The 13,574-nt window shown below is 62.2% G+C and carries 11 protein-coding genes; 8 read left to right on the top strand and 3 right to left on the bottom strand.

Going from position 1 to position 13,574, the window contains the following annotated elements:
* Positions 1-247 precede the first annotated feature (247 nt).
* A complete protein-coding gene (gene dnaA / locus ZAL01S_RS04075) occupies positions 248-1,756 on the bottom strand; it encodes a chromosomal replication initiator protein DnaA (RefSeq protein ID WP_066080119.1) in 1,509 nt (502 codons plus the stop codon).
* Between the two features lie 407 nt (positions 1,757-2,163).
* Here dnaA and rpmH point away from each other — a divergent pair, with 407 nt between their 5' ends.
* The 8 genes from rpmH (at position 2,164) to ZAL01S_RS04110 (ending at position 10,767) form a co-directional block, all read left to right on the top strand.
* The gene (gene rpmH, locus ZAL01S_RS04080) at positions 2,164-2,301 is read left to right on the top strand and encodes a 50S ribosomal protein L34 (RefSeq protein WP_066080121.1); all 138 of its coding nucleotides are present in this window, start codon (positions 2,164-2,166) and stop codon (positions 2,299-2,301) included.
* A 5-nt stretch (positions 2,302-2,306) separates the two neighbouring features.
* Positions 2,307-2,738: a ribonuclease P protein component gene (gene rnpA / locus ZAL01S_RS09730; protein ID WP_083523048.1), complete on the top strand. Its 432-nt coding sequence runs from the start codon at positions 2,307-2,309 to the stop codon at positions 2,736-2,738.
* Positions 2,731-3,045, top strand: coding sequence for a membrane protein insertion efficiency factor YidD (yidD, locus tag ZAL01S_RS09735; protein WP_083523049.1), 315 nt, complete (start codon positions 2,731-2,733; stop codon positions 3,043-3,045). The genes rnpA and yidD overlap by 8 nt, the downstream gene beginning before the upstream one ends.
* A 19-nt stretch (positions 3,046-3,064) precedes the next feature.
* A complete protein-coding gene (gene yidC, locus ZAL01S_RS04090; RefSeq protein ID WP_066080124.1) occupies positions 3,065-4,012 on the top strand; it encodes a membrane protein insertase YidC in 948 nt (315 codons plus the stop codon).
* A gap of 132 nt (positions 4,013-4,144) precedes the next feature.
* Positions 4,145-4,747, top strand: coding sequence for a Jag family protein (locus tag ZAL01S_RS04095; RefSeq protein WP_083523050.1), 603 nt, complete (start codon positions 4,145-4,147; stop codon positions 4,745-4,747).
* A 603-nt stretch (positions 4,748-5,350) separates the two neighbouring features.
* Positions 5,351-5,977 (top strand): 16S rRNA (guanine(527)-N(7))-methyltransferase RsmG, encoded by a 627-nt coding sequence (gene rsmG / locus ZAL01S_RS04100; protein ID WP_066080242.1) that lies wholly within the window; start codon positions 5,351-5,353, stop codon positions 5,975-5,977.
* A 2,459-nt stretch (positions 5,978-8,436) separates the two neighbouring features.
* Positions 8,437-9,372 carry a ParA family protein gene (locus ZAL01S_RS04105; protein ID WP_066080245.1) on the top strand — a complete coding sequence of 312 codons (936 nt, stop codon included), beginning with the start codon at positions 8,437-8,439 and terminating at the stop codon, positions 9,370-9,372.
* Positions 9,373-9,822: 450 nt separating this feature from the next.
* On the top strand, positions 9,823-10,767 hold the full coding sequence (locus tag ZAL01S_RS04110; RefSeq protein ID WP_244875332.1) for a ParB/RepB/Spo0J family partition protein: 945 nt from the start codon (positions 9,823-9,825) through the stop codon (positions 10,765-10,767).
* 150 nt (positions 10,768-10,917) lie between these two features.
* Here ZAL01S_RS04110 and ZAL01S_RS04115 read toward each other — a convergent pair whose 3' ends face one another.
* Together ZAL01S_RS04115 and ZAL01S_RS04120 are read right to left on the bottom strand one after the other, a co-directional pair.
* The gene (locus ZAL01S_RS04115; protein ID WP_083523052.1) at positions 10,918-12,009 is read right to left on the bottom strand and encodes a D-alanine--D-alanine ligase family protein; all 1,092 of its coding nucleotides are present in this window, start codon (positions 12,007-12,009) and stop codon (positions 10,918-10,920) included.
* Positions 12,010-12,045: 36 nt separating this feature from the next.
* Entirely contained in the window at positions 12,046-13,374 is a 1,329-nt protein-coding gene (locus ZAL01S_RS04120) for an aminotransferase-like domain-containing protein (protein WP_066080127.1), read from the bottom strand.
* Positions 13,375-13,574 lie beyond the last annotated feature (200 nt).

Genomic DNA, 13,574 nt, shown 5'->3' on the forward strand with positions numbered 1-13,574 from the left:
TGTCTCGTGGAGTCACAAAAGCTGTGCACAGTCGGGACGGAGTTATCCACATCGGCTGTGGAAGACCCGCCGGGGGTTACACAAGTTGTTCCACACGGGTCAGGAAGCGGCGCGCTGTGCACAAATGGCAGTATTTGGGCCTTCAAGGCATGGTGCGTCTCGAAGCTCCAAATACTGCCATTACTGCACATGTGCTCCCAAGCGAAAAAGCCCCGCACGGTTGTGCGGGGCCTGAAGCAGCGGGCAGCTACCGCTGGAATCCGTTCTGTCGGATGCGCGTCGTGAGCTCTGTGACCTGGTTGTACACGTCACGACGCTCAGTCATGAGCTTCGTGATTTTTCGGTGCGCGTACATGACCGTAGTGTGGTCACGGCCACCAAAGAGCTGACCGATCTTCGGCAGTGACAGGCTCGTCATCTCTCGGCAGAGGTACATCGCGATCTGGCGGGCCGTTGCGATCGCCTGGGAGCGGCTCGAACCATGCAAGTCGTCGACCGTGAGCCGGAAGTACTGCGCAGTGTGGTTGATGATGTCGACCGGCGAGACAATGTTCGGCTCGTCATCGCCGACGAGATCCTTGAGGACGTTGGAGCACAGCTTCACGTCGATCGGCTGCCGGTTGAGGTTCGCGAACGCCATGACGCGGATGAGGGTTCCCTCAAGCTCACGGATAGAACTCGTCACACGGTTCGCAATGAACTCGAGCGCCTCGTCCGGAATCGTGAGGTTCTCGGCCTGTGCCTTCTTCCGAAGAATCGCGATACGGGTCTCGAGGTCGGGCGACTGGACGTCGGTGATGAGACCCCACTCGAAGCGGGAACGCATCCGGTCCTCGAAGCCCGTGAGGCGCTTCGGGGGCAGGTCGCTCGTGATCACAACCTGCTTGTTGTGGTCGTGGAGCGTGTTGAAGATGTGGAAGAACGCTTCCTGGGTCTCGTCGCGACGCTGCAGGAACTGGATGTCGTCGATGAGCAGGATGTCGATGTCGCGGTAGCGCGCGTGGAACGACTGGCCGCGGTTGTTCGCGATCGCGTTGATGAAGTCGTTCGTGAACTCTTCACTCGAGACGTAGCGGACATGGATGCCCGGGTACATCGCCTCGGCGTAATGGCCGATCGCGTGGAGGAGGTGGGTCTTGCCGAGTCCTGATTCGCCGTAGATGAACAGCGGGTTGTAGCTGCGGGCCGGCGCCTCAGCGACCGCGACTGCGGCCGCGTGGGCAAAGCGGTTCGAGCTGCCGATGACGAAGCTGTCGAAGGTGTACTTCGGGTTCAGGCGCGAGTCCGGGTTTGCGGGCCGGCGGTGCGGGAGTTCGGCGAAGGCGTTCGCCACAGATTCGGGACGTTCGTAGTCGCTGCCACGCTCAAACTCGCTGCTTGCTGCTGGGCGGGGACGTTCATGGGAGGCCGGTTCGCGCGGTTCTTCAGCACGAGCCGGTTCCGCCGGGCGCGAGGGGGATGCCTCCGAGCGGGGCGCTGCGTGATCGAGCGCATCCGGGTTCACTACGACGCCGTAGTTCGTCACCTGTTCGCTGCTGTCGACTGCGGCGAGCGCTTCAAGAATCGGGACCCGCATCTTGCCTTCGAGCATCGTGCGGTTGAGTTCGTTGAGGACCTCGAGGTAGATCGTGCCGGCGAGGATACCCTTCGGCACGGCAAGGCCAAGGAAGCCCTTGTCGGTGGCGCGAATGCGCTCATCCGAGCTGAGGATGTCAAGGACTTGATTCCAGACGTTGACTGCCGGGTCCGTGGTCACGTTCCCGCTCCTTCCGTCTGGGGTGTTTCAAGGCATGACTGAGGTCGTGTTGCACACCGATGTTGGGGGATGTGCGCAACGCGAGAAGCCTCTTGTCAACACAGTGAGCGGGTGCGGAGACAAGGTTATCCACAAAAAGCTGTGGACAACCAAGCCGCGACTGTGCATAAACAAGCGGCGTCGAGCCAGGATAGAGGAGAAATTCCTGAAGTGCACAACGTGTTTTGGAGACCGCGGCGTGTCGTCCGGCGAATGCCTCGACATGCGGTAGAGAATCCCGCGTTGCGCCACGTATGGTTGACGTGGCCGAGTGCCGGGGCGTACGCTGATGCAGTTATGCCCGCGCCCGGGCCTACATGCTTTCACCGCACGGAACGCCGTGCGATTCATCCACCACGGAGATTTCCATGTCGAAGCGTACCTTCCAGCCCAATAACCGCCGCCGTGCCAAGGTGCACGGCTTCCGCCTCCGCATGCGCACGCGCGCTGGTCGTTCGATCATCGCCTCGCGTCGCCGCAAGGGTCGCGCAAAGCTCACCGCGTAGTTCCGGTGCTGTCTCGGCGTCATCGCATCGCCGACGGAGATGACTACCGTCTCACCGTCCGACGTGGCGCACGCGCAGGAGCCGACGGCATGACCATCTCGGCGCTGCTGCATGAAGACTTCTCGACGCCCACACGCTTTGGATTCATCATCACGAAGCGGGTGGGCGTCGCTGTCGTCCGAAATCGGATGCGCCGACGCTTGAAGGCGATTACGGCCGGGATGCTGGAGAAATTCCCCACCGGCGTGGATGTCATCATCCGCGTGCATCCGGAAGCGGTTGCTCTCGACTTCGCCGCACTCGAAGCTGGCACTCGAAGTGCGATTGCCCGGGCCGTGAAGCGAGCTGAGCGCGAGAATCGTCGCCGTCCCTCCGACCAGCCGGCCGTGTTGTCGACCTCGACGCCGACTTTCGCAGCGGAGCCGAACCGTGCCTGAGACGCTGCGCCTGCTCCCCCGCAACTGCATCCTCGCGTTCTTTCTCACCTGGCGAACACTCATCTCACCGCTCTACGGGGATGTGTGCCGGTATCACCCGACGTGTTCGGCGTATGGTGTGAGAGCCGTGCAATGGCACGGTGCGATTCGAGGATCGTGGATGACCGTTCGGCGCATTGCCCGCTGTCATCCTTGGGCTCGCGGTGGCATCGACGATGTGCCGGCACCGGCAGAATCGTTCCCCTACCGAATCTCTTCGAACGGATTCGTGACCTCAGCGGGTCGCGAGTCACAACCCACGCGCTGACCGAAAGGCCACCACACTCATGCCAGATATTTTCGGCCTCATCCTTTGGCCGTTCCGCTGGATCATCGAGCTCATCCTCGTTGGATTCCACACGCTGTGGACCTCGATTGGTCTTGACCCGGCGAACGGATGGACGTGGATCCTCTCGCTCGTGGGTCTGGTCGTCGTCGTGCGCTCGCTGATGATTCCCCTCACGGTGCGCCAGATCAAGTCGTCCCGCAACATGCTCCTTGCGGCGCCCGAGATCAAGAAGATTCAGGACAAGTACAAAGGCAAGCGCGACCAGTTCTCGATGGAGGCGATGCGTCGCGAGACGACCGAGGTGTACGCACGCACGGGTTCGAGCCCGATGGCGGGTTGCTGGCCGATACTCGTGCAGATGCCGATCCTCTTCGGTCTCTACAACGTGATCAACACGGCCCAGCACCAGCAGCCTGGTGTGGGCCTCATGAACACGGAACTTGCTGCCCTGTTCTCGAACGCAACGATCTTCACCGTGCCGCTGCGCGCGACCTTCGGTACCGCGAACGGCAACGCGATGGTGCAGATCCTCGCGGTCATCATGATCGTGCTCATGGTTGCTTCGCAGTTCTTCACGCAGAAGCAGATCATGTCGAAGAACATCTCGGAGGCGACGAAGCAGTCGCCGATGTTCAAGCAGCAGCAGATGATGCTCTACATCCTGCCGCTCACCTTCGCGATCTCGGGTGTGCTGTTCCCGATCGGCCTCATGTGCTACTGGCTCATCTCGAACTTCTGGACTCTCGTCCAGCAGTGGATCGTCGTGCGCAACATGCCGACGCCGGGTTCGGAGGCTGCGAAGGCTCGCGAGGCTCGTCTTCGTGCGAAGGGCAAGTGGGTCGAGGAGAACGAGGATGGTGCTGAGGGTGCCGCCGCAGGCTCGACCTCGACGCAGCGTCAGCAGCCGATCGGCAAGCAGCGCGCGAAGAAGCGAAAGAAGAAGTAGTTCGCCGCCGCTTGGTAGGTGAGTTCGTGGGGCGAGGCCTGGTGGTCTTGCCCCACGCTTGTTTCTGGGGTGAGCTTGGCGGGCCTTCCCGCTAGGCTGGACGTTCCACACCTCGAGAAAGCCGGAGCCCCCATGACTACTGACCTCCAGGACGAGCTCAACCCCGAGCAGCGTGACGTTCGCGCCGATGCGGATGAAGTGACGCAGGATTCGGCGAAGGCTCGTGTGGAGGCGGGCTCAACACCGGAGGTGGCTTCGGAGTCGGAGTCGGGATCGGACCAGGCCCGCGACGAGGCTGACATCGCCGGCGACTACCTCGAGGAACTCCTCGACATCGCCGACATCGATGGTGACTTCGACATCGACGAGGGCAATGGCCGTGTGCTCATCGCGATTACGAGCGAGGAAGAGGACAGCAACCTCTCGAAGCTTGGCGACCCGGAGACGGTCGAGGCGCTCCAGCAGCTCACGCGTCTTGCCGTGCAGGCGGAGACGGGTGAGTTCTCGCGCGTCATTCTGGATGTTGCTGGTTCGCGTGAGGCTCGCCGTGCAGAGCTTGCGGTGCTCGTGAACTCGGCCTTCGAGAAGCTTGAGGCAGGTGCCGCGACGGCCGCACTGCCGCCGATGTCGTCCTACGAACGCAAGATCGTGCACGATCTGGCTGCGGAGAAGGGTCTTATCTCGGAGTCGGAGGGTGAAGGCCGCGACCGGCACCCGATTCTTCGTCGCGCGTAGCTACGTTTCGCCGCGAGTGATGTGCTCGTGGTTGTTGGCCCGCTCGGAGCGTTGGTGCTTCGGGCGGGTTGTTGTTTGTGTGTGCCGTTGCGTTCGGTTCCGGTCTCTTCCGGGCCGGTGGGCTTGGGTCTTGTTTCGAAGGTGGGTGCGCACCGTTTGAACGTGCGATTGGTGCCCCCAGGTGGGGTTTGTGGAGCGTGGGGTTCGTGTTGTGAGACATGCCGGTTGAGGTGTCATCCACAGAAGTTATCCACAAGCTACACAGCTGTGCAGATTGTTGCGCATCGATGCGAATTCGAGCAGGAGTGACCAGTGTTTCTGTGGGATGACCGGTGGAGATCACATTGATTTTCCACAGTGTGTGGATGCGGTCCACACGCTATCCACCAAGGTTTCCACAGTCGGTGTGGACAAGTTCGGTGGTGGGTTCGTGGGGTGCCTGCGGGGAGTCCGTGAGCGTGCGGATAGAGTCAAATTCGCGTCGACTCCGGAGCGGCGCAGTGCGCGTGCGACGATGGTGTGTGAGGCCTCTCCCCTGGTTGTTTGTCCTGGGCGACGGGCATCGGTTTGGTTGACGATCGAGGAGACGAAGTGAGCTATCCCCTGCCGGAGGATTTGGAGCAGGAGCCGGAGGTTGCCGCGCAGCTGTTTGGTGACCGGATTGAGTTGGCTCGGTCGTTCGCTGATGACTTGGCTCGCCACGGGGAGCCGCTCGGGCTGCTCGGTCCGCTCGAGTATCCGCGTCTGTGGACGCGGCACATCATCAACTCGGTGTTGGCAGCGCCCCTGCTTCGTGGTCGAGTAGCGGACATCGGTTCGGGGGCTGGTCTGCCCGGTATTCCGCTTGCGATTGCTCGACCGGATGTTGAGTTTGTGCTCGTGGAGCCGATGGAGCGACGCGTTGAGTGGCTGCAGCGGAGTATGGATCGTCTTGAACTTGAGAACGTTCGTGTTGAGCGGGCTCGTGCAGAGGAGCTTCACGATGTGCTGACCGTAGACCAGGTGACGGCGCGTGCAGTGTCGGCCTTGTCAAAGCTGATTCCGCTCGTAGTGCCGCTGCTGGTGCACGGTGGTGAGCTCGTGCTGCTCAAAGGGAAGTCTGCTGAGGCCGAGATCGAGGCTGCGCGGAAGGTGATTCGCAAGCATGGTCTCGTGGATGTCCGTGTGGAGGAGCTCGGTGTGGACCTCGACACGGAGAGCACGCGGGTCGTTCGAGCCACGGCGGAGTAGTTTGATCGGAGTTGTGCGTGGAGCGGGTCGGTGATGTCCGGTCCGCTCTTCTGTTTGAGGGTGGGACAAGCGGCTCGGATCGTTGTGGGATCTGGATGCGTGTGGCGTCTCACGTGAAACGGACCTGAGTAGTGGTGAGCCCTTGAGTCAGCACCTGAGCACGGTCATCTCTAGGCGAGCAATGCTTTGAGCGGCTCGATGCACTCACCTGTTGTCATTCCTGGCTGGGTGACTTCCCTTGCTGGCTCATGTCGCCTCCACGTGTGTGGGACGTCTGATGAGCGTGGTGTGCCGGGCCGAGTGGCGACTTGTGACCAGATGAGAACCACGGGCCGAGCAGTCGACAGCGAATCCTTCAGGTGCATGGCTTCCGGAGCGCGGTGACTCTCCATGGCACCATGAATTGGCGAAAAGACCCGGTCACAGCATGATTCTATGTCTTTGGTGTGTTGTTGTTGCATGCCAGTGAGCACGCCTCGATCCCCGAAATGGGACGTCGTAAGGTGCGTGCATGCGTTGTATTCATTTCTGGCGCCACACACGCAGAACGCCGCTCGCCCTCTTCCTGTGGCTTTAGGTGGCATGGAAACGTTTCACGTGAAATGTCGTACATTTGTCGCTTGAATTGCAGAGGGCCTGACTTTCCACCCTGTAGAGCGGTCCCTCAGCTGGCTTGCCAGGGTTAGTCGCCCGCTGAGTAGTCGGGCAGTCTTGCCTTCGTGTCGGTGGGCTGAATCCACTCAACATCTGAACGTCTTGTGGTCCATCGCATGTACGCGGTTGGTTTGGATCAGCACCATGATCAGTCAACGGAGAGTCACCCGTTGGCCGTCGGTGCCAATTGCTCTCCACATTCGTTCGCGGAGGATGCCCGTTTCACGTGAAACACATTACTCGGGCCCCACTACGCGCTCGGTCGTGCCTGCCTTAGTCAGGTGCCGTCGGCAGTGTGAAAGCCAAGGCCTCTCTGTTTGAGTCCGCTGCTGCTGACTTGGTTGCGAATGCAGTGAGAGTCGGACGCGCGATTCCCCCTATAGAGCGCATCAGCACCTTATGTGCCGAACTGCAGCGGCGAAGTTCAGTCGGTGGCGGGCACTGACGGAGTGACGATGTGCGAAAGCTGGACAGATGGACTGGTTCGCTGGCGCGTTTCACGTGAAACAGGTCCATGAAGCGCCAGGCGGTCCGCTGAGTGTTGGGTGAGGGATGGTCGGGACAAAATTCCCCAAGTTGGTCGACGGGCTGTTCACTCCTTGCGTCATGTAGTTTCCTGTCGGGTAGTTGACGGCTCAACTCAGTCCGTTCGCGGAGAGAAGGAATGATTGCATGGGCACGAAGGGGGTGACGAGTGGTAGCCAACTCCGTCGGCGGTGGGAACGAGTTCTGATGTTTAGCATGAAACTGGCCTTCCCGTGATTGGCGGCGCCGGCGTTGGAGCCGGGATATGAAATGGTGCGTGTTGCCTATATCCCCGCATTCTCCCGGAGACGATCGTCGGTTGCGCGGACCAGGAGGATTGCTGTTTCACGTGAAACAGCGAGTTCGGTGGCTGCAGAGGGCGCAGGACGTTTGCGTTTCACGTGAAACATGCCTGATAGCGGTTGAACTAAAACAGGTTGGGACGCGTTTGTGTCAATCGGTTTGCGCGTGGGGTGGTTGTGCCGCATCGGAACGGGGTGTTTCACGTGAAACCTAGACCGCGAGCGGTCTGAAGTTCAGAGACATACATGCGCCCCTCTGCGGGGATGCAAACTTCCAGGCTCAAGTGAGCACGAAGCACAACACAAAGGCCGATGCGGCTGCTGGCTCCGGAAGCCGTGGAAAACTGCGCGGTCGTGCCATCTGCGAGGGATGAAATCACCTGGCTACTATGGAGAATTCCATCACGCAAAAGCCGAATCAAGTGAGGAAAAGCGCTCTGGTGGCGAGAACTCGTGAGCGCGTCCCCGTTGAGGGAGGGACAGTCGGTGCGCTGTGTAGATGGAGTAGGACGTGCTCTGTGCGGGACGCGGTGACAACAACCCAGGTCCGGGGGAACCCGATGTCGGGCCGTAGCCCTATTCCAGTGTGAAGAGGTGCAGTACGTGGGGTGTACACACGTCACAGCGTCACCGAGTGGGGTTGAGGCAGTGAGCCAGTCATTTCAGCGCTGAACCATGCGTTGCAGTGGAACCTTTGAGCACCGTGTTTCACGTGAAGCGGCTCAAGGGCTCTGACTTCGTGCCCGTCTGGCTGATCAATTCACAGCCCCGAAGTCCGTTCAGTCTCCACAGTTTCACGTGAAACACTCTGCGTGAGTCAGCCTGATGAGGCAGAATCGAGGACACGACAACCAAGGAGGATTCGTGGGGAAGAAGAAGCCCAAGGACACGACGTCGAACTCGGTCGAAGCCGTGGATGTGACCACTCAGGTGGCATCCACCGAACCCGAGAACAACGAAGCCTCCGCGTCGAACGAGATGTCCGTTTCACGTGAAACCACCGAAGCCAACGCCGCACCAGTAACGGATGACAACTTTGACGAGTCGCCGATTGCCCGCGAACTCCGCGACCTCCACAAGCGCAAGAAATCCCTGGTCAACAGCGAGTTCCCTCTTCCCAAGTACACTCGCGTCTTCACCGTCTCGAACCAGAAGGGTGGCGTCGGGAAGACCACTACGGCGGTCAACCTCGCAGCCGCTCTCGCTGAACAGGGCGCCCGAGTCCTTGTGATCGACCTCGACCCGCAGGGCAACGCATCCACGGCCCTCGGCATCGAGCACCGCGGCGACACCGCTGGTTCCTATGAAGCCCTCATTGATGCCACTCCGCTGCAGGACCTCATGCAGCAGTGCCCGGACATCCCCACCCTCTGGGGAGTGCCCGCTACCCTCGACCTCGCCGGCGCGGAAATCGAACTCGTGACGCTGGAACACCGCGAGTACCGACTCCGTCAGGCCATCGCCCGTCTCCTCGCTGCCACCAACAGCGAAGAGACGATGTTCCACTACATCTTTGTCGACTGCCCGCCGTCGCTCGGTCTCCTGACAATCAACGCATTCGTCGCCGCTCGTGAAGTCCTCATCCCGATTCAGTGCGAGTACTACGCACTCGAGGGCCTCAGCCAGCTCATTAACAACGTGAACTTGCTCTCGGAGCACCTCAACCCCGAGCTGCGCCTCTCGACCATCCTCCTCACCATGTTCGACGGTCGCACCAACCTTTCCCAGCAGGTCGCCGAAGAAGTTCGTACGCACTTCGGCGACGAGACGCTCAACCGCTCAATTCCTCGATCGGTGCGCATCAGTGAAGCACCGTCCTACGGGCAGACCGTCATCAGTTACGACCCCAACTCGAGCGGCGCCGTCGCCTACCGCGAAGCCGCTCTGGAAATCGCACAACGAGGAGCAAAGTAGATCATGGCGACGAAGAAGCGCACCGGCCTCGGACGAGGCATTGGCGCCCTCATCCCCACGAAGCCGGCCGGTGACCGCCCGATTGACGTGTTCTTCCCGGGACAGCCAGAATCGACGCACACAGATGGGAACGTCACTCCGACTTCCCCATCAGCACAGGGAACTGGCGCCACCACCAAGCGCACTGAAGCATCCGCCGAAGCAGCCCCTGCTGCCACGGTTGAACAGCCCGAGGCAGCCCCAAAGACGGCAACGAAGCGCACGAGCAGGTCCACCGATCCTGCCTCTGCCAAGAAGACGCGCAAGGCCTCGACCACGAACCCAACAGCCGCAGACGAAGCGGCCGACACGACCCCGAAGGCGGCTCCCACGGAGCGCCCGCGGGCATCCGCTCGCACGCGTCGATCCGTCCCCGCACTCGAACGTACATCGTCGCGCACCAATGCAAAGATGGACGCGACTGCCGACCTCCTCGGCACTTCGCGGAGCGCTGCAGCACGTGCCGAGCAGGCCGCCGAACAGGCCCCTGAGCAGGACACCAACCAGACGTCCGAGACCGAGCTCGTTCCGGTCCCCGGCGCACAGCTCATCGAGGTCGACCCCCGCCGTATCGCCCCGAACCTCCGCCAGCCGCGTACTGAGTTCGACGAAGAAGCCCTCGAAGAGCTCACCATCTCCGTCCGGGAATTCGGCGTCCTCCAGCCCGTCGTCGTCCGCCCCATCCAAAGCGACCACCCGAGCGCCGACCGCGCCGACTACGAGCTCATCATGGGTGAGCGCCGCCTCCGCGCCTCCCGCGCAGCCGGCCTCGAAGCCATCCCCGCCATCGTCCGCAGCACGGCAGACGAGGACATGCTTCGCGACGCACTCCTCGAAAACCTGCACCGCGCCGAGCTCAACCCGCTCGAAGAGGCCAGCGCCTACCAGCAACTCCTCGACGACTTTGGCATCACGCAGGAAGAGCTCGCAAAGCGCATCGGACGCTCGCGCCCGCAGATCAGCAACACGATCCGCCTCCTGCGCCTCCCTGTCGACGTGCAGCGCCGTGTCGCAGCGGGTGTCCTCTCCGCCGGCCACGCCCGCGCCATCCTCTCGGTCAACGACCCCGCCCAGATGACGCAGCTCGCCGACAAAATCATCAACGAGGACCTCTCTGTGCGCGCCGCAGAGGCTGCCGCGCAGAAGCACACGACGCGTCGCCCGACGGTACCCGCGAAGAGGCCCACGGGCGGCCTCACGGGCTACCTCGACGAGGTCGGCGAGCGCCTCGGCGACAAGCTCAACACCCGCGTGCGCGTCTCGCTCCGCAAGACGAAGGGCCAGATCGTCGTCGACTTCGCCTCGATCAACGACCTCAACCGCATCCTCGGCGAACTCGGCGTCGAAACCGACTAACCGACTACCCGACTCGCCGGGGACACACCGCACAGGTGCAGCACCACTGTGACGGGTCACCACCAGCCCCAGCACGCACGACGGGCGCAGTCAGCAGGAATGCCAGCTGCGCCCGTTTCGCAATCCACAAGGCGCCGTTGAGCAGCGAACTTAGCCCTCGTTAGCGACCTCACCGGCAGCTTCAGGAGCCGCAGCAGCATCACCCTCAGCAATCGAGACCGACGACACCTCCTGCGATGCCTGCAGCACCGTCGGCGCCAGCTCGGCATCCGGCAGTTCGGGCGTGGTGCGCGGGCCACGGGATGCGGCAAAGCGCGCCAGCTTCACATACGTCTCACCCTTGTCGAGGCCAGCCGCCTCAATCGCGAGCGGCACAATCGACGTCTCCGTGAGGCCGGGGATCGGGTCGGCCTCGATAAACCAGGCGACACCATCCGCATCCACGATCATGTCCACGCGGGCAAGGTCAGCAAGACGCAGCGCGTTGTAGGCAGCCAGCGCGGTCTCGGAGACGTAAGAACGCAGTGATTCATCGATGCGCGCCGGTGTAAAGTAGGTCGTCTCTCCTGCGTTGTACCGGGCCGAGTAGTCGTAGACGCCCGACTCCGGAACAACTTCAACCGCAGGCAGGACGACCGGGCCGTCACCGTGGTCAAGCACACCGACCATGACCTCAGTGCCAACTACCTTGCGCTCAATGAGCACCGTGTCGCAGTACGTGAACGCCGTCACGAGCGCCTGTGGGAACTCCTCAAGCGAGTTCACGAAGGAAACACCCTGCGCCGAACCACCCTCAACGGGCTTCACGACGGCTGGCAGCTCAAGGCCGCGGGCAATCGAGTCAATGACGGCCGATGCGCCAAGCTCACGGAACGTCGATGACTCGAGCACAATCGACGGCGGCGTGCGCAGACCAGCACGCTTTGCAAGTGCCTTCGCCGTCGCCTTGTTCCAGGCGAGACGAGCAGCGGTGGGACGCGAACCCACATACGCGAAGCCCGACGCTCGCAGCAGCGAGTACAGGGCGCCGCTCTCGCCGCTCGCACCGTGCAGGAGCGGCCACACGACATCCGGCTGCGCCTCAGCAAGGTAGGGGAGCAGCTCAGCGTTCGGCTCCTTCACGACAACCGAAGCGCCCGCGCGCGTGAGCGCATCCGCGACGCGACGACCGGAACGCAGCGACACATCACGCTCGTGAGAAATGCCGCCAGAGAGAATCACGATGGACAGTGGAGCAGTCATAGTTCGAACCTCGTCGGTATCTCGTTCGCGGGCGGACTAGTTGATGTCGGGCGGCGGCATGATGACGCCGGACTCGGGTCGCGAGCGCATCGGCAGGCCACCGAAGGTCTCCAGCAGGTCAAGCTCGCCGTTGATGACGGTCGCAAGGCGGCGCACACCTGTCGCGAGTCGCTCCGGGGTCTCGGTGCAGAAGGCGAGACGCATCGCGTGCTGGCCGCGGCCATCCGCGTAGAACGCCGTGCCGGGGGTGTAGGCGACAAGCTCCTTCACCGCACGAGGCAGCATCTGCTTCGCATCCAGCTGCTCGGGAAGCTGCAGCCAGATGAAGAAGCCACCGTTCGGCTTCTCCCACACGAACTGCGGGAAGTGCTCGCGAAGAGCCGCATCCAGGGCATCCCGACGCTCGCGGTAAATATCGCGGTAAGCGGCAATCTGCGCCTTCCAGTCGGCCTGCTTGAGGTACTCATTCACCAGCCACTGGTTGAAGGTCGAGGGCGAGAGGATCGAGCTCTCAACCGCGAGAATCATCTTCTCGCGGATCGCGTGCGGAGCGAGCACATAGCCCACGCGCACACCCGGCGAGAGGATCTTCGAGAACGAGCCGAGGTAGACGACGTTCTCGGAGTCGAGAGAACGGATCGCGTGCGGCGGCTGCTCGTCATAGTAGAGAAGGCCGTACGGGTTGTCCTCGACGATGAGCAGGTGCTCTCGGCGGCACACCTCGAGAATCTCGCGGCGGCGCTCGGCGGTCATCATCGAACCGGCCGGGTTGTTGAAGTTCGGGATCGTGTAGAGGAACTTCACGACGCGGCACTCGGAGCGAAGGCGGTGGAGCGTCTCTTCCAGTGCGCTCGGGATGAGGCCATGCTCGTCCATTTCGATGTGTACCGTGTCGGCCTCGTACGCACGGAAGGTGCCGATCGCGCCAACATAGCTCGGAGACTCTGCGAGGACGACATCCCCCGGATTCAGGAAGAGCTTCGAGACGATGTCGAGGCCGTGCTGCGAACCGGTCGTGGTGACGATGTCATCCGCGCTCGCATCCGTGATGCCCTCGAGCGCCATGATGTCGAGGATCTGCTCGCGGATCTGTGGGATGCCCTGACCGCCACCGTACTGGAGCGCTTCGGGGCCGTGCTCGCGCATCATCGAGCGGAAGGCCGAGTCGATGAGCTCCTCGGGTAGGGCCTTCACGAACGGCGAGCCACCGGCGAGGGAGACCACTTCGGGGCGGGAGGCTACGGCGAAGAGGGCGCGCACCTCACTCGCGGCCAGGCCTTTGGTCCGGTCGGCGTAACTGCTGTACCAGGGGTCGAGATTGCGGCCAGTCTCGGGGCCGCGAGCGGCGTTGTTCGTCACGAGCATCCTTTGCATCGTCGAAGGGCCAGCATACGCCCGCGACCCCGAATGTCGCTGGAATGGGCCGTCTCGCTGGCTGCCTCGGCCAGCTGGAGTGGAGAAATAGGTCAAAAAGTGCGCGTCCGGTCAATGAAGAAGTGACCGGACGCGCAGTTTTTGACCCATTTGCGGAAGGGAGGAGTCGAGCCGAGGTTTTGGGATGGGGC

Source organism: [Zimmermannella] alba NBRC 15616 (genome assembly GCF_001570905.1).
In the GTDB taxonomy this organism is placed as follows: Bacteria; Actinomycetota; Actinomycetes; order Actinomycetales; family Microbacteriaceae; genus Pseudoclavibacter; species Pseudoclavibacter albus.

Coding starts and splice junctions, on each gene's coding strand:
- ZAL01S_RS04115 (WP_083523052.1), bottom strand. CDS start 12,009: ATGACTGCTCCACTGTCCATCGTGATTCTCTCTGGCGGCATTTCTCAC.
- ZAL01S_RS04120 (WP_066080127.1), bottom strand. CDS start 13,374: ATGCTCGTGACGAACAACGCCGCTCGCGGCCCCGAGACTGGCCGCAAT.
- rpmH (WP_066080121.1), top strand. CDS start 2,164: ATGTCGAAGCGTACCTTCCAGCCCAATAACCGCCGCCGTGCCAAGGTG.
- ZAL01S_RS04095 (WP_083523050.1), top strand. CDS start 4,145: ATGACTACTGACCTCCAGGACGAGCTCAACCCCGAGCAGCGTGACGTT.
- yidC (WP_066080124.1), top strand. CDS start 3,065: ATGCCAGATATTTTCGGCCTCATCCTTTGGCCGTTCCGCTGGATCATC.
- ZAL01S_RS04110 (WP_244875332.1), top strand. CDS start 9,823: ATGGACGCGACTGCCGACCTCCTCGGCACTTCGCGGAGCGCTGCAGCA.
- ZAL01S_RS04105 (WP_066080245.1), top strand. CDS start 8,437: ATGTCCGTTTCACGTGAAACCACCGAAGCCAACGCCGCACCAGTAACG.